The sequence below is a fragment of the Galbibacter pacificus genome (assembly GCF_029603165.1).
GTDB lineage: Bacteria > Bacteroidota > Bacteroidia > Flavobacteriales > Flavobacteriaceae > Galbibacter > Galbibacter pacificus.
The window spans coordinates 610441-627993 of record NZ_JAQSVC010000002.1 but is presented as its reverse complement, the minus strand read 5'-3'; the positions used below and the strand labels follow the sequence as shown (position 1 = coordinate 627993).

General features: G+C 37.7%; 17 protein-coding genes. 4 read left to right on the top strand and 13 right to left on the bottom strand.

What is annotated here, in order from left to right:
- Nucleotides 1-62 precede the first annotated feature (62 nt).
- The gene (locus tag PSF86_RS07255) at nucleotides 63-1154 is read left to right on the top strand and encodes an AMP-binding protein (protein ID WP_277899392.1); all 1092 of its coding nucleotides are present in this window, start codon (nucleotides 63-65) and stop codon (nucleotides 1152-1154) included.
- 67 nt (nucleotides 1155-1221) lie between these two features.
- Here the strand turns inward: PSF86_RS07255 and PSF86_RS07250 are convergent, their stop codons facing one another.
- Together PSF86_RS07250 and PSF86_RS07245 are read right to left on the bottom strand one after the other, a co-directional pair.
- Nucleotides 1222-1539 carry a helix-turn-helix domain-containing protein gene (locus tag PSF86_RS07250; RefSeq protein WP_277899391.1) on the bottom strand — a complete coding sequence of 106 codons (318 nt, stop codon included), beginning with the start codon at nucleotides 1537-1539 and terminating at the stop codon, nucleotides 1222-1224.
- Nucleotides 1540-1681: 142 nt separating this feature from the next.
- On the bottom strand, nucleotides 1682-3310 hold the full coding sequence (locus PSF86_RS07245) for an acyl-CoA carboxylase subunit beta (RefSeq protein ID WP_277899390.1): 1629 nt from the start codon (nucleotides 3308-3310) through the stop codon (nucleotides 1682-1684).
- Nucleotides 3311-3508: 198 nt separating this feature from the next.
- Between PSF86_RS07245 and PSF86_RS07240 the strand changes: the two genes are divergently transcribed.
- Nucleotides 3509-3691: a CAL67264 family membrane protein gene (locus tag PSF86_RS07240; RefSeq protein ID WP_277899389.1), complete on the top strand. Its 183-nt coding sequence runs from the start codon at nucleotides 3509-3511 to the stop codon at nucleotides 3689-3691.
- Between the two features lie 72 nt (nucleotides 3692-3763).
- Nucleotides 3764-5458 (top strand): energy-dependent translational throttle protein EttA, encoded by a 1695-nt coding sequence (gene ettA / locus PSF86_RS07235; protein ID WP_277899388.1) that lies wholly within the window; start codon nucleotides 3764-3766, stop codon nucleotides 5456-5458.
- Nucleotides 5459-5528: 70 nt separating this feature from the next.
- Here ettA and PSF86_RS07230 read toward each other — a convergent pair whose 3' ends face one another.
- Nucleotides 5529-6425 carry an aldose 1-epimerase family protein gene (locus tag PSF86_RS07230; RefSeq protein ID WP_277899387.1) on the bottom strand — a complete coding sequence of 299 codons (897 nt, stop codon included), beginning with the start codon at nucleotides 6423-6425 and terminating at the stop codon, nucleotides 5529-5531.
- Nucleotides 6426-6624: 199 nt separating this feature from the next.
- On the opposite strand from PSF86_RS07230, the gene PSF86_RS07225 reads away from it, so the two are divergent.
- Nucleotides 6625-7161: an NADPH-dependent FMN reductase gene (locus PSF86_RS07225; protein WP_277899386.1), complete on the top strand. Its 537-nt coding sequence runs from the start codon at nucleotides 6625-6627 to the stop codon at nucleotides 7159-7161.
- Here PSF86_RS07225 and PSF86_RS07220 read toward each other — a convergent pair.
- From PSF86_RS07220 to PSF86_RS07175, 10 genes are all read right to left on the bottom strand, one after another.
- On the bottom strand, nucleotides 7158-7919 hold the full coding sequence (locus PSF86_RS07220; protein WP_277899385.1) for a porin family protein: 762 nt from the start codon (nucleotides 7917-7919) through the stop codon (nucleotides 7158-7160). The genes PSF86_RS07225 and PSF86_RS07220 overlap by 4 nt on opposite strands.
- A 74-nt stretch (nucleotides 7920-7993) precedes the next feature.
- A complete protein-coding gene (gene argH, locus PSF86_RS07215; protein WP_277899384.1) occupies nucleotides 7994-9274 on the bottom strand; it encodes an argininosuccinate lyase in 1281 nt (426 codons plus the stop codon).
- A gap of 154 nt (nucleotides 9275-9428) precedes the next feature.
- The gene (locus PSF86_RS07210) at nucleotides 9429-10490 is read right to left on the bottom strand and encodes a M20 family metallo-hydrolase (protein WP_277899383.1); all 1062 of its coding nucleotides are present in this window, start codon (nucleotides 10488-10490) and stop codon (nucleotides 9429-9431) included.
- Between the two features lie 154 nt (nucleotides 10491-10644).
- Nucleotides 10645-11418 carry an acetylglutamate kinase gene (gene argB, locus PSF86_RS07205; RefSeq protein WP_277899382.1) on the bottom strand — a complete coding sequence of 258 codons (774 nt, stop codon included), beginning with the start codon at nucleotides 11416-11418 and terminating at the stop codon, nucleotides 10645-10647.
- Nucleotides 11419-11550: 132 nt separating this feature from the next.
- On the bottom strand, nucleotides 11551-12135 hold the full coding sequence (locus PSF86_RS07200) for a magnetosome magnetite crystal formation protein family (RefSeq protein WP_277899381.1): 585 nt from the start codon (nucleotides 12133-12135) through the stop codon (nucleotides 11551-11553).
- A gap of 267 nt (nucleotides 12136-12402) precedes the next feature.
- Complete coding sequence (locus tag PSF86_RS07195; protein ID WP_277899380.1) at nucleotides 12403-13347, bottom strand: N-acetylornithine carbamoyltransferase; 945 nt, start codon at nucleotides 13345-13347, stop codon at nucleotides 12403-12405.
- Between the two features lie 73 nt (nucleotides 13348-13420).
- Complete coding sequence (gene proB, locus PSF86_RS07190; RefSeq protein ID WP_277899379.1) at nucleotides 13421-14197, bottom strand: glutamate 5-kinase; 777 nt, start codon at nucleotides 14195-14197, stop codon at nucleotides 13421-13423.
- Nucleotides 14198-14307: 110 nt separating this feature from the next.
- A complete protein-coding gene (gene proB / locus PSF86_RS07185) occupies nucleotides 14308-15090 on the bottom strand; it encodes a glutamate 5-kinase (RefSeq protein WP_277899378.1) in 783 nt (260 codons plus the stop codon).
- Nucleotides 15091-15190: 100 nt separating this feature from the next.
- A complete protein-coding gene (locus PSF86_RS07180) occupies nucleotides 15191-16387 on the bottom strand; it encodes a glutamate-5-semialdehyde dehydrogenase (protein ID WP_277899377.1) in 1197 nt (398 codons plus the stop codon).
- The gene (locus PSF86_RS07175) at nucleotides 16387-17529 is read right to left on the bottom strand and encodes an aspartate aminotransferase family protein (protein WP_277899376.1); all 1143 of its coding nucleotides are present in this window, start codon (nucleotides 17527-17529) and stop codon (nucleotides 16387-16389) included. The genes PSF86_RS07180 and PSF86_RS07175 overlap by 1 nt, the downstream gene beginning before the upstream one ends.
- Between the last annotated feature and the right edge of the window lie 24 nt (nucleotides 17530-17553).

The window sequence follows — 17553 nt, the reverse complement described above, 5'->3', positions numbered from 1 at the left end:
TAAGAACAATCCGTTTTAATTTTATTCGGGATATTATTAACATAAAAGAACGAGTAAAAAAAATGGACAATATACCTTCTTTTGATAAAGTGCATTTAAAATTTAAACTGAACGGAACCTATTACGACCGTGAAGATTTAAAAGAAGTTGCCTATAGTTTTGTAAAAGAGGGCGAACCTTACGAACAATCCATAGGAGACTTTTTAATGGATTGGTTGAACGATAAGGACCATTTATATGTGCGTACTTCCGGCTCAACGGGTACGCCAAAACACATTCGGTTGCAGAAACAATTTATGGTCAATTCGGCCATTGCTTCAGGGGATTTTTTTGGTATTTCTGTTGGCGACACCGCTTTGCATTGCCTTCCCGCCGAATATATTGCCGGAAAAATGATGTTGGTGCGCGCCATGATACTCGGCTTGGAAATAGACTTGGTAGCGCCATCGCTAAATCCCATGCGCGAAATAGACTCGAATTACCATTTTTCGGCAATGATACCATTACAGGTTTACAATTCGTTGCCAAAACTTAATCAAATAAAACAGCTTATTGTAGGTGGTGCCCCGGTTACCAAAGAATTGATAGAGGCCGTTCAAGAAAAGCATACCAATGTATACGAAACTTATGGAATGACCGAAACCGTTACCCATATTGCCGCTAAGCAAATCAATAATTTTAGGAACAAAGAAGAAATTGAAGAAGCACATTTTAAAATATTGCCCAATATAACCATTGGGCTGGACCAGCGTGGGTGTTTGGTAATAGATGCTCCAAATATTGCAGAAGAAACCATTGTAACCAACGATTTGGTTGAATTGATCAATGCCAATGAATTTGACTGGAAAGGGCGTTATGACAACATAATAAATTCGGGCGGTATAAAATTAATCCCGGAACAGTTGGAGAAGAAGATGGCAGGAATTATTGAACAGCGTTTTTTTGTCTATGGAATAGCCGATAAGGAACTTGGAGAAAAATTAGTGCTTGTGGTTGAAGGCCATAAAGACGATACACTTCAAGAAACTTTGAAGAAATCCAAAACGCTAAAAAAACACGAATGCCCAAAAGAAATCTATTTCACTGATGCCTTCGTTGAAACCGAAAATGGCAAGGTTATCCGCGAAGCTAGTTTGAATAAAATTACAATGTAAAATCCTGCAAGGTCTTTTTTTGACCTTGTAGGTTTTGGACCCTGTACGTTGTTGATTGTAGTGTTTTTTATTCGGGTGCTAAATCCATTTTTTGGTTTCGTAGTTCTACGTTAAAATTGATTTTTGCATTCAATGCTCGAAACACTTTTAAAATAGTCTCAAACCTGGCATCGGTTAGATTATTCTCGATTTTAGAGATTTGTGCTTTTTTTACGCCAATCAATTCTCCAAGTTGCGTTTGAGTTAGTTTTCTTTCTTTTCGAGCTTGTTCAATTGCTTCGCCAATTAAATCAAGTCGCAATTCATTTTCATACGCATCCCTTTCTATAGTTCCTTTTTTTCCTATATACTTGTCTTTTACTTCATCAAATGAATATGTTTTCATCGCTTTCTATTTTTAGATTGGAAGTACTTGTTCATTAGTTCCGTTGCTTTGTCAATTTCCTTTTTAGTAAACAAATTTAATTTTCTACAAGGTTGTAAAAAACTTGCAAGAAATTAATTCCCACTATTTCCAAATACAATAATCAAGTTTGAATAACCCCTAAATTAAACGGTTTTTCAATAGGAGCGTGGTTGGCAGCTTCAATGCCCATGCTTATCCACTTCCGGGTATCGAGCGGATCTATAATGGCATCGGTCCATAAATGGGCAGCGGCATAGTAGGGTGAAACTTGTGTATCGTATTTAGATTTTATGTTGTTAAAAAGCTCTTCTTCTTTTTCTTTGGTAATTTCTTCGCCTTTCTTTTTTAATGAGGCAGTTTCAATCTGCAATAATACTTTTGCAGCCTGCGAACCGCCCATTACCGCAAGTTCGGCACTTGGCCATGCTACAATTAATCGCGGGTCGTAAGCCTTTCCGCACATGGCATAATTTCCGGCTCCGTATGAATTTCCAACAACGACCGTTAATTTAGGTACTACCGAATTACTAACGGCATTTACCATTTTTGCGCCGTCTTTAATAATCCCACCGTGTTCGGACTTGCTTCCCACCATAAATCCGGTAACATCCTGCAAAAACACCAAAGGAATCCTTTTTTGATTGCAATTTGCAATAAAACGCGTGGCTTTATCGGCCGAATCGGAATAAATAACCCCGCCAAACTGCAATTCGCCTTTCTTTGTTTTAACCACTTTGCGCTGGTTGGCCACAATCCCCACTGCCCAACCATCAATACGTGCATATCCGGTAATAATGGTTTTTCCAAAGCCGTCTTTGTATGCTTCAAACGAATTGGCATCTACCAACCGATCGATAATTTCGTTCATATCGTATTGCTCGGTCCGGTTTTTGGGCAGAATACCATAAATATCTTCTTGTTTTTCAAGTGGTTTTACGGCTTTTTTTCGGTTAAATCCCGCTTTATCAAAATCGCCTATTTTATCCATTATATTTTTAATGGTATCCAACGCATCTTTGTCGTCTTTGGCTTTATAATCGGTCACACCGCTAATTTCAGAGTGGGTGGTAGCACCGCCCAAGGTTTCATTGTCAATGTTTTCGCCAATGGCCGCCTTTACCAAATAGCTTCCTGCCAGAAAAATGCTTCCGGTTTTGTCAACAATAAGTGCTTCGTCGCTCATAATGGGCAAATAAGCACCTCCGGCAACGCAACTTCCCATAACGGCCGCAATTTGGGTAATTCCCATACTGCTCATTACAGCGTTGTTCCTAAAAATTCTTCCGAAGTGTTCTTTGTCAGGGAAAATTTCGTCCTGCATGGGCAGATACACGCCGGCGCTATCAACCAAATAGATAATGGGCAACCTGTTTTCCATGGCAATTTCCTGTGCCCTTAAATTTTTCTTTCCGGTAATAGGGAACCATGCCCCGGCCTTAACGGTGGCATCGTTGGCAACTACAATACACTGTTTACCACTTACATAGCCAATTTTTACAACCACCCCGCCCGATGGGCACCCGCCGTGTTCTTTGTACATGCCATCGCCTGCAAAAGCACCTATTTCTATGCTGTTGGTGTTTTTATCCAGTAGGTAATCAATACGTTCACGGGCAGTTAGTTTACCTTGACCGTGTAATTTTTCAATTCGCTTCTCGCCACCGCCAAGATGCACCTTTGCCAATTTTTGCTTTAATGCCGAAACCGATAATTTATTGTGATCTTCGTTCTGATTGAATTTTAAATCCATTTAAAATATGTATTTCCTGTAATATAGAAGTTTTTGGCAATTCATGTCCGTCAAATCAAGAAAATAGTAAAAACTCCTGGTATTTTCTGCTAAAATACAAAATCAACCTTTATAGAATTATCTAATATTTCCTTAAATTGTACGATATTTGCCAACCTAAAATATGAAACCCTTTAAATCTATTAAAAGTTATTGTACATGGGAATGAATAAAAATACAATTTTAGCCTGGGCTACGTGGATTATGATTATTGTTGGAATTGCATTGATAGCCTTGGGCGCTTTTAGATATGATGAAGTTGCCGGTTATGGTTTTGCATCGGTTGGAATAGGCTTTTTTGCCATCGCCTGGGTATTTAATGCCCTAAAAGGAAGGGTTTAAAATAACCAAAGCAACACCCCAAGCCAATACCTAAAACACATACCAAATACCAAAATACCAAAAAAAGAATATATGTCAGACGATAAAAAGGTGATATTCTCCATGTCGGGAGTATCAAAAACATACCAAAGTTCCAATAAACAAGTTTTAAAGGATATTTATTTAAGCTTTTTCTACGGAGCCAAAATCGGGATACTCGGTTTAAATGGTTCCGGTAAATCTACTTTGTTGAGGATTATTGCAGGCGAAGAAAAAAATTATCAAGGCGATGTAGTGTTCTCTTCGGGATATTCCGTGGGATACTTGGCGCAGGAACCTCAGTTGGACGAGTCCAAGACCGTTATTGAAATTGTAAAAGAAGGCGTGGGCGAAACGGTTGCCATTCTTGATGAATACAATAAAATTAACGATATGTTTGGCCTGCCGGAAGTATATGAAGATGCCGATAAGATGCAAAAACTAATGGACAAACAAGCCGAACTGCAAGACAAAATTGATGCTACCAATGCTTGGGAACTGGACACAAAGCTGGAAATTGCCATGGACGCCTTACGCACACCCGAGCCAGATACGCCCATTAAAGTACTTTCTGGTGGAGAACGCAGGCGCGTGGCTTTATGTAGATTGCTATTGAAACAACCCGATATTTTACTACTGGACGAGCCTACCAACCATTTGGATGCCGAATCGGTATTGTGGTTGGAGCAGCATTTGCAACAATACAGTGGAACGGTAATTGCCGTAACGCACGACCGTTATTTTTTGGATAATGTTGCGGGATGGATTTTGGAATTAGACAGGGGAGAAGGCATTCCTTGGAAGGGGAACTATTCTTCTTGGCTGGACCAAAAATCGAAGCGTTTGGCACAGGAGCAAAAACAGGCATCCAAACGCCAAAAAACATTGGAACGAGAGCTGGAATGGGTACGGATGGCACCAAAAGGACGGCAGGCCAAACAGAAAGCCCGTTTAAATAATTACGATAAATTATTGAATGAAGACCAAAACAAGCTAGACGAAAAGTTGGAAATTTATATTCCCAACGGACCGCGTTTGGGAACCAATGTTATTGAAGCAAAAGGGGTTTCAAAAGCCTTTGGTGATAAATTATTGTATGAAGACCTTAATTTTAAACTGCCACAGGCCGGAATTGTGGGCATTATCGGTCCGAATGGTGCCGGGAAGACCACTATTTTTAAAATGATTATGGGCGAAGAAACTCCCGATAAGGGTTCTTTTGAAGTTGGAGAGACCGCCAAAATTGCCTATGTGGACCAATCGCATTCCAATATAGACCCGTCGAAATCCATTTATGATAACTTTTCCGATGGACAGGAATTAATCATGATGGGCGGAAAACAGGTAAATACGCGTGCATATTTAAGCCGGTTTAATTTTGCCGGAAGCGAACAGAATAAAAAAGTTGAGGCTTTGTCGGGCGGGGAGCGCAACCGCTTGCATTTGGCCATGACTTTAAAAGAAGAAGGAAACGTGCTTTTACTCGATGAGCCTACCAACGACCTGGATGTAAATACCCTTCGTGCTTTAGAAGAAGGGTTGGAGAATTTTGCAGGTTGTGCCGTGGTTATTTCTCACGACCGTTGGTTTTTAGACCGTATCTGTACGCATATTCTTGCTTTTGAAGGAAACTCGGAAGTATATTTCTTTGAAGGAAGTTTTTCTGATTATGAAGAAAACAAACGTAAACGCCTTGGTGCCGATGTAACGCCAAAACGTATTAAATACAAGAAATTAATACGCGGATAATATTTTTTAAAGTATAATTCAGTTTGAGCAATGCTTGAATTCTTGGTTTTGTTCAAACTGAATTAAATTTTTAATGAATTGTTATTGAAAAAGTAGCCTCAAAACTTTTATTCCCCTCAAGTTTAATAAGCCCCTCTTTCTTTTTAAAATCGCCATTGGTATTTTCGTTATCCGTAATGCCAAGCCATGGTTCTATACAAACAAAATCTCCGTTGGTTTTTGCCCAAATGCCCAAATAGTCAAAATCGGTATAAGAAACAGTAAGGATTTTACCCTTGGTTTTATGCGCCAAGCTTATTTGCTTAGATTTTAAATCCTTAAAAATAAGGGCGTCGTTTTTAAAAAGTTGGTGTTGCAACTGTATTTTGTCGGTATTTTCTAGAAAAGGAGCGGTCTTTCCATTTTGCAGGCCTTCATTATTGATTAAATGCCTGTTGCTATTTTCTGTTTTTTCAAATTGAAGTTCGTAATCATTATAATTTTCGGTTTCGGTTTCGGTTTCGGTAAGCGGACATTTGAATGCCGGATGACCGCCCAACGAGAACAACATTTCATGATTTCCGTGGTTTACAATTTCATGCTGTATACGGAGTGCTTTTCCTTCAAGGGAAAAAGTAATGTTAAACTCAAATTTAAACGGATAATCCTTTAGTGTTCCCTCATCATACTTGTATTGAAAAGTAATGCTCTTTTCTTGATGGTCTGTTACCGACATATTTTCATTATTACGGATAAAACCGTGTTTTGGAACACTGTATTTTTCCCCTTCATATAAATAAGAACCGTTTTTTAAGGCACCAATTATGGGGAAAAGTACCGGCGCATGGCTGCCCCAAATACTTGCATCGCCCTGCCACATGTATTCTTGTCCGTTTTGGTCTTTAATGTTGCATATTTCAGCCCCTATTTTGGTGATTTTTATTTCTAAATGTGAGTTTTTTATGGTGAGTTTTTCAGAATTTTTCATGAATTAAAGCTTATTAATGGATACTTGTCAAAAGTATTAAAACCGAATCATTTATTTAAAAAAGTTGGCTATATTTAATCGGGTTCAAACAAATTAAATACCTGTTGTTATGAAATGCCCATAACTAAATTTAGATACCAACCGGAATGATAATTGAGGGCATTCCATCTGACCATTAAAAACGATAAAACATTAGCAGATGAAAAAAATTATAGCTTTTGCCGGAAGTAATTCTTCTACTTCTATTAATTACGAATTGGTGAAATATACCGTTTCCTTAATTGATGATTTTGACATTCAGTTACTCAATATGACCAATATGCCTTTTCCCTTATTTAGTGAAGACGACGAAAAAGCAAATGGATATAAAAATTCCTTAATTGAATTAAAAGATGATATTTTAGAAGCCGACGGAGTTATAATTAGCGTTAATGAACACAACAGCAATCCATCGGCCTACTTTAAAAATTTAATAGATTGGCTGTCTCGTGTAGACAGGAAGTTTTTGGCTGACAAATATGTTTTTTTAATGGGCACTTCCGCAGGAAAAAGAGGGGCAATTGGATCTATTACCGTTACCGAAAATATGCTTCCGCGTTTTGGTGCAAAGGTTGAAAACGTGTTTTTTTTGCCGTCTTTCAACGAGAATTTTTCAATAAAAAAAGGAATCATCACCAATGATGAGCTAAAAGCCAAACACAAGGAACAATTGGGGAGTTTTTTAAACAAACTTTAGTTGTTTGGTTGGTCGCCCAGATTTTTTTGCGCAAGTTCGTCGGTAATAAATGGTAAACTTATATTGAATGAAAAATAATGACTTTTATTGTTTCCGTCTATAAAAGAATCCTTAAAAACATCGGTAAACCCTTGACCATAACGCAGGCTTACGTATAGCCCTTTTCCGTTTCTTTTGTATTTTAGGTAATAACTTACATTGGCAACCAATCCATAATCAATATTATTGGCATGTATACCGACCGATTGTTCAAAGTCCCCAATATCGGCACTAAATGTGGCATCTACATTTTGTTTAAACGACATTTGCGGGGCCAAGCCAAGCCTTAAGTTGGAATTGGGGATGTTGTAATATACAAAAATGGGCATCTGGATGTAGTTCATGGAAATGGTGGTAGGCACATCTGTATATATATTGTTTAAATACACATCTGGACTGTTCAGGGAAAAAGACTCCATATCAAAACTACGCTTGGATAAAAAATAAGCGGTTGGGCTAACAGACCAAGTATCGTTAATTTTTAAATTGCCTGCAATTCCAAAGTTTACGCCAATATTGGGTTTGTTTCCGTCTATGTTCCCAACATTTGTTAGCGGAACACCAATTTCCATACTGATATTGAATTTTTTAGAAGCAACTTTGTCGCCAAACAAAGCAGCAAAAATAGCGGCCTGAGCATTTGCCTGATAACCAAAACATGCTATAAATACAAAAACAAGCACTGTGTTTAAGACTTTTAGGTTTTCTTGACGTTTCATGACTGTTAAATCGGTTGATTACTCAAATGTAGCTATTTTATACTATTAATTTTAGAAAAACACATCTTGAGTACTTAAAAAAGCTTCTCCATTTTTGCTTTAATTTCTTCCAAGCAAAGATTTCCCAAACTTCCTTTGTGCGTATGCGCAATGTTCCTTTTAGGTTTAAAAGTCCCGTTTTCTATAGCTTCGCCCATTTGTTTGTAGGCATCGCGAAACGGAACACCGCTAAGGACAAGGTCGTTTAACGTATCTACACTAAATAGGTAATCGTATTTTTTATCGTCGAGGATGTTATCTTCTACAATGATGTTTTGTATGGAAAAAACCATCATTTCCAAACACGATTTTAACTCCTGAATTGCAGGTACAATAATTTCCTTGGTCAATTGAAGGTCCCGGTGATATCCACTTGGCAAATTGGTGGTCAACATGGCCAGTTGATTGGGAACGGCTTGAATTTTGTTGCATTTTCCACGGATAAGCTCAAAAACGTCCGGATTTTTTTTATGTGGCATGATGCTGGAACCGGTGGTTAATTCGTTCGGGAAAGTGATAAAGTCGAAATTCTGACTCATATACAAACAAATGTCCATAGAAAACTTGGCTAAAGTAGAAGCAATGCTGCTTAACCCAAAAGCAGTGCTTTTTTCAGATTTTCCTCGGCTCATCTGCGCGGCGACCACATTGTATTTTAGCGTTTCAAAATCGAGCTCGGCAGTGGTGAAATCTCTGTCGATAGGGAAGGAACTTCCATAACCGGCGGCGCTTCCCAAAGGATTTTGATCTACAATTTTATGGGCGGCATCAATAAAATATAAATCGTCTATCAAACTTTCGGCATAGGCTAAAAACCAAAGCCCAAACGACGACGGCATGGCTATTTGAAGGTGCGTATACCCGGGCAATAATATATTTTGATACTTATCGGCTAAATTAGTGAGTACATCAAAAAGTTCTTTGGTACTTGCTTTTATTTGTTCGAGTTCGCTTTTGAGGTATAAATTTACCGCAACCAAAACTTGATCGTTTCTGGAACGGGCGGTATGGATACGTTTACCGGTATCGCCTAATTTTTCGGTAAGTAAGTATTCAATTTTAGAATGTACGTCCTCAAAATTATCTTCAATGGTAAATGTACCATTTTCAATGGTTTGACCAATGTTGGTCAATTCTTTTACAAGCAGACTTGCTTCGTCTTCTGTAATCAACCCGATTTTATAGAGCATTTTGGCATGCGCCTTCGATGCCAGCACATCGTATTTGGCAATAACCAAATCCAGCTCCCTATCGGAGCCGACCGTAAAAATATCTATTTTTTTATCTGTAGAAAAGCCTTTTTCCCAAAGTTTCATGTGTTGTATAGTTTGTAAAGTTGAAAGTTTGTAAAGTTTTAATGTTGAAATGCGAAGTTACGAACTTACGTTGTTATGGTGTGTGTTTACTTTTAATTTTCCAACTATTAAAATAAGTCCGGTTATGAATTATTTTAATGACATTTAAAAAATTTCACAGAACATTTTCCAGCAATTTTATATACAAATCGATGCCTTCTTCAATTTCCTGTACGTATATAAACTCGTTGGCCGAATGTGATCTGGTGGAATCGCCGGGACCAAGTTTCAACGAGGCGCAGCTTAGTGTTGCCTGATCGGAAAGGGTGGGAGAGCCGTAGGTTTCCCTGCCCAGTTCTATTCCTGCTTTTACCAACACATGGTCTTTTGGAATGGCAGACGAATTTAAGCGAATCGATCGCGGAGTGACCTCGCACGGAGCTAATTTTTTTAGGGTTTCGTATACTTCTTGGTTGCTGTACTTGTCGTTTACTCGTACATCGATAACGAGTTTTACATCGGCGGGCACTACGTTGTGCTGATTTCCGGCTTCTATTTGCGTGACGGTCATTTTTACGGGGCCGAGGACTTCCGAAATTTTTTCAAACTTATAATCTTTAAACCACTGCAAAACCTCGATGGTTTTGTAAATGGCGTTGTCATTATTCGGGTGCGCTGCATGGCTGGGCGTGCCTTTTACCAGTGCATCAAAAACTACCAAGCCTTTTTCGGCAATGGCCAAATTCATAAGTGTTGGTTCGCCCACAATGGCCACCTCTATTTCTGGAAGATGCTTTAATACCGAATTGAGTCCGTTTGGACCGGAGCTTTCTTCTTCGGCAGATGCTACAATTACCATATTGTACTTTAAATTTTTTTGCTGATAGAAATATGTAAATGTAGCAATTAAAGAAACCAGACAGCCGCCAGCATCGTTACTCCCCAAACCGAAAAGTTTTCCGTCTTCGATATGTGCATTAAATGGATCTTTGGTGTATGCCGAATTGGGTTTTACGGTATCGTGGTGCGAATTTAAAAGAAGTAAGGGTTTGCCTTCTGTATAATCTTCATTAAAGGCCCAAATATTGTTGTTTTCCCTTTTAAAAGGAATTTTATACCTATTAAACCAAGCCTCAATCAACGCAGCAGTTTTATCCTCTTCTGAAGAAAAAGATTGTGTTTGTATAAGCGATTTTAAGAGCTCTATGGCTTCTTGTATAAGTTGTTGTATGGTCATTTTATTAGTTCTTATGTTTGTATTGTTCTGAGTTGATTTAGTTTGGTATTTATGTGAAAAAAAATATTCTCACTTTGTCATGCTGAGCTTGTCGAAGCATTTTTTACAATAACCCTTCGACAGGCTCAGGGTGACATTTTCAATTTAGAATGTGTTATAAAGTAATCGTTGTTCTTATTTCCTTTTCATTGCCAAGCATATCGACGCTTCCAATGTATACTTTGTGCACATTTTTTTCGAGTGCATGAAAACAGTTGTGGAGTTTGGGGAGCATTCCGTCTGCAATAATGTTTTCTTTTATCAATGCTTGGTATATTTCTGTATTGATATCTGTAATTACCGAATCTTCATCTTCAATACTGCGCAAAACCCCTTTCTTTTCAAAGCAATAATACAGTTCTGCCTCAAATTCGTTTGCCAATGCAATGGCAATTTCCGAGGCAATGGTATCGGCATTGGTATTGAATAGTTGGCCATCGCCGTCGTGCGAAATAGCGCAACAAACGGGAGTAATGGTGTTATTGAGCAGTAATGAAAACATATTGGTGTTTACATTGGTAATATCGCCCACAAAACCAAAATCGTGTGTTTTTACAGGGCGTTTCACCGATTTTATACTGTTTAAATCGGCGCCCGAAAGTCCCAGGGCATTACAGTTTTTGGCTTGCAGTTTGGCAACAATGGTTTTGTTTACCAAACCACCATATACCATGGTAATGATATTCAAGGTCTCTTGGTCTGTAATTCTCCGCCCATCTACCATTTTGGTTTCAACACCTAGTTTTTCGGCCATTTGTGTTGCCATTTTTCCACCGCCATGAACCAGTATTTTTGGACCTTCAATCTTACTGAAGTTTTCTAAAACCTGCTCTAACGCAGTTTCTTTTTCTATAAGGTTACCGCCTATTTTTACGATTGAAAGTTTCATGTGTTGTAAAGTTGAAAGTTTATTTGAAAGTTTATAAAGTTGAATGTTTGTAATGTTTGTAATGTTTGAAAGTTGAATTTGATTTTTTTGATTTTGTATGCATGTTTATTAATTATAGAATACTTGTTGTCTTTACTTAAAAAAGTTTATTGCAGGGATGAATTTAAAATTCTTATTTCGATAAACTCTTAAAGTATTTAATAAGATTAAAATAATATTATATACGTACAAAATAATGATCGGGATATACATCTTTAATATGGTTGCGGGCTCTATAAAGCTTCCAAATATTTTAAACATTCCAGAAAACAAAAAAATAAAATATGTGAACAGGAGAACCGACCAAGTTATTTCAAAATTTAGAATAGCTTTCCCCAGTTTACTTACATTCTTTAATTTATCATTTTTTAGGATCCAAAAAATTAAAGGAATAATAATGCCTAATAACGGAAAGAATAAAAACCCAAGTGGGGATAAAGCCATTACCGTTATATACCCTTTGTCATCTTGAATTTGCCAATCTATTATTTCGTCTGGAGTGGTATTTAATGCTATTGCTAATCGTTTTAAAGAATCTCCCCGCGGAGTTGTCTCTCCATTTTCTATTCTTTGAATTGTCCTTAAGCTTAATCCGGATTTTTCTGCTAAAAGTTCCTGTGTCGTTCCTTTTAAATTCCTTAATTCTTTTACTCTTTTTGATAAATTTAAGTCACTCATTTTTTTAAGTTTTAATTTGAAGTAAAAGTATTAATGAATAAATGTTTTATGTAACGTCTGCAACATGTCATTCTTACGTCATTTTTGTCAAACAATTAATTCTCTGTACATTTTCATTTCTATAATTAATCGAATATTTTTACTTAGCCACTTAGCCACTTAGCCACTTAGCCACTTAGCCACTTAGCCACTTAGCCACTTAGCCACTTAGCCACTTAGCCACTTAGCCACTTAGCCACTTAGCCACTTAGCCACTTAGCCACTTTATTACTCGGCTACGTTTTTCAATATTTCCTTTAAAACCGCTTGTGCAGCATATGTTCTGTTGTTTGCTTGCTGAATAACGATGGATTGATTGCTGTCCAAAACTTCATCGGCTACAACCACGTTTCTCCTTACCGGTAAACAGTGCATGAATTTAGCTGTTTTTATTTTGTCAAGTGTAAGCATCCAGCTTTCATCGGTGCATTTTATCTGCCCGTAATCTTTATAACTGCTCCAGTTTTTGGCATAGACAAAATCGGCATTTTTTAAGGCTTCCTCTTGATTGTATACAATTGGTGCGTTTCCAGTAATCTTTGGGTTTAATTCATAGCCTTCGGGGTGGGTAATGCAAAAATCGACATCGATCATCTGCATCATTTTAGCAAAAGAATTTGGCACGGCATGTGGCAAAGCCCGCGGGTGTGGCGCCCAGCTTAATACTACTTTTGGACGTTTTTTTTGTTTAAATTCGGTAATGGTTATAGCATCTGTTAAGGCCTGTAACGGGTGCGCCGTGGCACTTTCCATATTTACCACGGGAACCGAAGCATATTTTTGAAAACTTTTAATAACCTGTTCTTCTTCGTCCTTTACTTTATCGGTGAGTGAAGGAAAGGCCCTTAAAGCAATAATGTCTACATATTGCGAGATAACCGCCGCGGCTTCTTTAATATGTTCTGCTGTACCGGCATTCATAACGCTTCCGTCTTCAAATTCAAGTCCCCAACTATCCGAATTCAAATTCATGGTTATAACATCCATCCCTAAATTTTGCGCTGCTTTTTGAGTACTTAAACGCGTACGTAAACTGGAATTGAAAAATAGGAGGCCGATGGTTTTATTTTCTCCTAATTTTTTAGAGGAAAAAGGATTGGATTTTAAAGAAATGGCTTCAGAAATCAGGGTGTCTATGTTATTTATATCTTCAAGGTCAAGGAAGTGTTTCATTACGGTTTAAGAATTTATAATGATGAATTAATACTTTAAATTAATGGATTTAATTATTTGATTATCAATATTTTTATCTAGTTATAATTTTAGTGTATGGAATATTTCCAAGTACGGTTTTGGTTATAAAATTCTCTTCCATACCGTTTACAATCCATGTTTCTATGTTCGATTTTACTGCAATTTCAATGGCATCAACTTTAGACTTCATTCCTCCCGTTCCATGCGATGATTTTCCATCGGCTACTTCTTTTATCAAGCTTTCAAAGCCCATAACTTCTCGAATGGTTTCCGGGGTTCCATTTTGCATCGATTTTTTGGTATATATGCCATAGGTGTTGGTTGCAATAATCAATAAATCGGCTTTTAAAAGTGCGGCGGTCATGGCGGCCAGTTTATCGTTGTCGCCAAATTTAATTTCATCGGTGGCAACGGTATCATTTTCATTTATAATCGGGACATAATCGTTCTGTAAAAGTATATTGATGGTATTTACAATATTGTCTTTGGATGTTTTGCTCTTAAAATCGGAATAAGAAAGCAAGCATTGGGAGATATACAGGCCCAATTCCCTGAAGTTTTCCTGATAAATACGCATTAAATGCAGTTGCCCAATGGATGCAAGCGCCTGTTTTACGTTAATTTCCTTGCCATTGCCCTCTAACTTTACAAATTGTTTGGCTGCGGCAATGGCGCCCGAGCTAACAATAATAAACTCATATTCGTTTTTTAAAGAAGCAACTTGCCTGGCAATATCTTCTATTTTACCGCGGGAAATATGGTTGGTTTCCCGGGTCAGGGTATTGGATCCAATTTTTAGGACAATTCTTTTTTTGGTTGATGGCTTCATTTTTTTCCGAAATGACATAAAAAAAGCCCAAAAAGCATAACTTTTATACATGTTTATAGTGTATGGAATTACTTTTTGGGCTTTTATCTATAGGCTTGTTATATTAAAAATCATTCAATTTTTGTAAAAGCGGTATTTTGATTAATGGTGTTTAAGATAAAATTATCTTCCAGACCATTTACAATCCAAGTTTCGATATTTGCCTTGTTGGCAATCTCCAAAGCAACCACTTTCGAGCTCATACCACCGGTACCGTGCGAAGATTTATCTTCGTCTACCACTTCTTTTTTAAGGTCGGAGAAATCGCTTACTTCTTCAATAGTTTCGGGCGATCCTTCCTTAAACGATTCTTTGGTATAAATACCGTTGGTATTAGTGGCAATAATCAATAAATCTACTTTTAAAAGTGCCGCGGTCAACGCTGCCAATTTATCGTTATCTCCAAATTGTATTTCGTCGGTGGCAACAGTATCGTTTTCATTGATAATTGGAATGTAACCGTTGTCTACCAATATATTGATGGTGTTTACAATATTCTTTTTTGAAACGTCTTTTTCAAAATCAGAATAGGAGAGGAGGCATTGCGATGCCAACAGCCCCAATTCTCTAAAGCTTTCTTGAAAAATACGTATTAAATGTGGCTGGCCAATGGATGTTAAAGCTTGCTTTACATTGATGTCTTCGCTGTAAGTGCTTTCCAGGTTTACAAATTGCTTGGCAACTACCTTTGCGCCGGAACTAACAATTACAAACTCGTAATCGTCTTGCAGTGCTGCAATTTGCCGACCTATATCTTCGATTTTCCCTCTTGATATTTGATCTGATTCTTTTGTAAGCGTATTGGAACCTATTTTTAATAGAATTCTTTTTTTCTTCTTTTTGGGCTTACTCATTTTTCTGTTTTTAAATTATAGTTGTGTTTATTGCTCAGAGAGCTAAATATTCCGGTTTGACCAGAATGGATTATCAAATTTTTATTGTTAATTATTTCTGTTATCTAATTTGTCCGTTACCGTGAATATACCATTTGTTGGTAACCAAATGCTCAAGCCCGATGGGTCCTCGCTGGTGCAATTTATCGGTACTTATGGCCAATTCGCCACCCAATCCTAAGGCTCCACCATCTGTAAATCTAGTTGAAGCATTATGATATACTGCGGCAGAATCTACTGTTGTCATAAACAAATCGGCTACATCATTATCCTTGGTAATAATAGCTGCCGAATGCCCGCCCGAATATTTGTTGATTTTTGCAATGGCATCTTCAACAGAATCGATAACGCCAATTACAATTTTATAATCTAAAAATTCTTCATACCAAATATTATCATCTTCAATTACAGTTACACTGTCAAAATTATTCAATTCCTTATCCACATGGACATCTACATTAAATTCGGCTAACCGATCTAATAACTTGGCTACAAAATCCTTGTAATTTGGAAGGTTGGTATCTATTAAAACCTTGTCCAGTGCATTACATGCGGATATTTTTGCGGTTTTGGCATTGATAATAACCTTCATGGCCAAATCAAGGTCGGCATTTTTATGAACATATACAAAGTTGTTTCCCCGGCCACTTACAATTACAGGGCAATTTGCGTTTTCTTTTACAAATTGAATCAACCGTTCCCCGCCACGTGGTACAATAAGGTCTATTTGTTGCGTGGGGTTTTCTAAAAAAGCCTGAGTCTCCTGTCGGTTAAACTGTAAATATTCAACCCACTCTGTTGAAACATTGTGTTTTTTCATGGCGCGGTGCCATAAATCTACAATCAAAAGGTTGGAATTTAGCGATTCCTTTCCACCTTTCAGCAAGATTTTGTTCCCGGATTTAAAGGCAATCCCGGCTGCTTCAACAGTTACGTCGGGTCTGGATTCATAGATAATCATAATGGTCCCAAAGGGGGCCGTTTTGTTAAAAATGTCCATTCCGTTATCATGCTTAAAATGAAACCGCTCTTTTCCCAAAGGATCTTCTTGCGATGCCAATTCTTTTAACGACGCTATCATTCCGTCTATTTTAGCATCGTCTACCTTTAGGCGGTCTTCCATGGCAAGATCTTCGCCATTGTAGCCGTCGAGGTCTTTTTTGTTTGCTTTTATAATGGCATATTGCTCCTCGCGGATCAATTCTGCCATTGTTGTTAATACATTATTTCTTTCGGAAATTGTCAGTATTTTATTCATTACAAATTTTGATTTTTTAAAACATCGGACAAAGCTTCAAAAAAGCTGTCCATATGATGCTTTTGAATCGTTAATGGCGGTAAAATTCTTAATAAGTTCTTATTTGACGAGCCGCCGGTAAATATTTTTTTCTCGTAAATAAGCGCTTTTCTTATTTCTGATACATTTTGTCCAAACTCCATTCCAAGCATGAGCCCTCTACCTTTAAGTTTTTGTAAACTATTGATTTTCTTGGCTTTTTCTTCAAAATAAGCAGCTATTTCATTCACATTATCGATCAATTTTTCATTTTCAATAACGTCCAGAACAGCAAGCGCAGCAGCACATGCCAAGTGATTGCCTCCAAAGGTAGTGCCCAGCATTCCGTGTTTGGCTTCAAATTTAGGGTGTATTAAAACCCCGCCAATAGGAAAGCCGTTTGCCATGCCTTTGGCAACTGTAATTATGTCAGGTTGAATGTCATGATGCTGAAAGGCAAAGAATTTCCCGCTTCTTCCGTAACCGGATTGAATTTCATCTAAAATTAAAGCTACATGATGTTTTTTGCACAATTTGACCACTCCTTGTAAAAACTCGGTGGCGGGCTCGTCTAATCCGCCAACGCCTTGAATGGGTTCAATAATAACCGCACAAACGTCACCGAACGCTAATTCATAATCTAAAGAGTGAAGTTGGTTAAAAGGAAGGAATGTGGTGACGCTGTGCTGGTTATTAATAGGAGCGTTTATAGCCCTATTGTCTGTAGCTGCAACTGCTGCAGATGTTCTTCCGTGAAAAGCATTTTTAAAAGCAATGACACGCGATTTATTGGTGTGAAACGATGCTAATTTTAATGCGTTTTCATTGGCTTCTGCCCCAGAATTGCAGAGAAACAAACTATATTCCTCGCAATTAGAAAGCCTTCCTAATCTTTCTGCCAGCTCCACTTGAAGCGGATTTTGAATGGCATTGGAGTAGAAGCCCAATTTGTTTACTTGTTCGGTAATGCGTTCTACATACGTAGGATGAGCATGGCCAATGGAGATAACGGCATGGCCTCCGTAGAGGTCTAAATATTCTTGCCCGTTCTCGTCGTAAACATACACGTCTTTTCCCTTTTCGGGAGTAACGTTGTATAAAGGGTAAACATCAAACAGTTTCATTTATTGTATACAGAGTTTATTATT

Bases quoted from the DNA above. Each gene is read 5' to 3' on its own strand.
- PSF86_RS07210 (WP_277899383.1), bottom strand. From the start codon at position 10,490: ATGACCATACAACAACTTATACAAGAAGCCATAGAGCTCTTAAAATCG.
- PSF86_RS07230 (WP_277899387.1), bottom strand. From the start codon at position 6,425: ATGAAAAATTCTGAAAAACTCACCATAAAAAACTCACATTTAGAAATA.
- argB (WP_277899382.1), bottom strand. From the start codon at position 11,418: ATGAAACTTTCAATCGTAAAAATAGGCGGTAACCTTATAGAAAAAGAA.
- PSF86_RS07240 (WP_277899389.1), top strand. From the start codon at position 3,509: ATGGGAATGAATAAAAATACAATTTTAGCCTGGGCTACGTGGATTATG.
- PSF86_RS07220 (WP_277899385.1), bottom strand. From the start codon at position 7,919: ATGAAACGTCAAGAAAACCTAAAAGTCTTAAACACAGTGCTTGTTTTT.
- PSF86_RS07250 (WP_277899391.1), bottom strand. From the start codon at position 1,539: ATGAAAACATATTCATTTGATGAAGTAAAAGACAAGTATATAGGAAAA.
- PSF86_RS07180 (WP_277899377.1), bottom strand. From the start codon at position 16,387: ATGAATAAAATACTGACAATTTCCGAAAGAAATAATGTATTAACAACA.
- PSF86_RS07255 (WP_277899392.1), top strand. From the start codon at position 63: ATGGACAATATACCTTCTTTTGATAAAGTGCATTTAAAATTTAAACTG.
- proB (WP_277899378.1), bottom strand. From the start codon at position 15,090: ATGAGTAAGCCCAAAAAGAAGAAAAAAAGAATTCTATTAAAAATAGGT.
- PSF86_RS07200 (WP_277899381.1), bottom strand. From the start codon at position 12,135: ATGAGTGACTTAAATTTATCAAAAAGAGTAAAAGAATTAAGGAATTTA.
- PSF86_RS07175 (WP_277899376.1), bottom strand. From the start codon at position 17,529: ATGAAACTGTTTGATGTTTACCCTTTATACAACGTTACTCCCGAAAAG.
- ettA (WP_277899388.1), top strand. From the start codon at position 3,764: ATGTCAGACGATAAAAAGGTGATATTCTCCATGTCGGGAGTATCAAAA.
- PSF86_RS07225 (WP_277899386.1), top strand. From the start codon at position 6,625: ATGAAAAAAATTATAGCTTTTGCCGGAAGTAATTCTTCTACTTCTATT.
- PSF86_RS07245 (WP_277899390.1), bottom strand. From the start codon at position 3,310: ATGGATTTAAAATTCAATCAGAACGAAGATCACAATAAATTATCGGTT.
- PSF86_RS07195 (WP_277899380.1), bottom strand. From the start codon at position 13,347: ATGAAACACTTCCTTGACCTTGAAGATATAAATAACATAGACACCCTG.
- proB (WP_277899379.1), bottom strand. From the start codon at position 14,197: ATGAAGCCATCAACCAAAAAAAGAATTGTCCTAAAAATTGGATCCAAT.
- argH (WP_277899384.1), bottom strand. From the start codon at position 9,274: ATGAAACTTTGGGAAAAAGGCTTTTCTACAGATAAAAAAATAGATATT.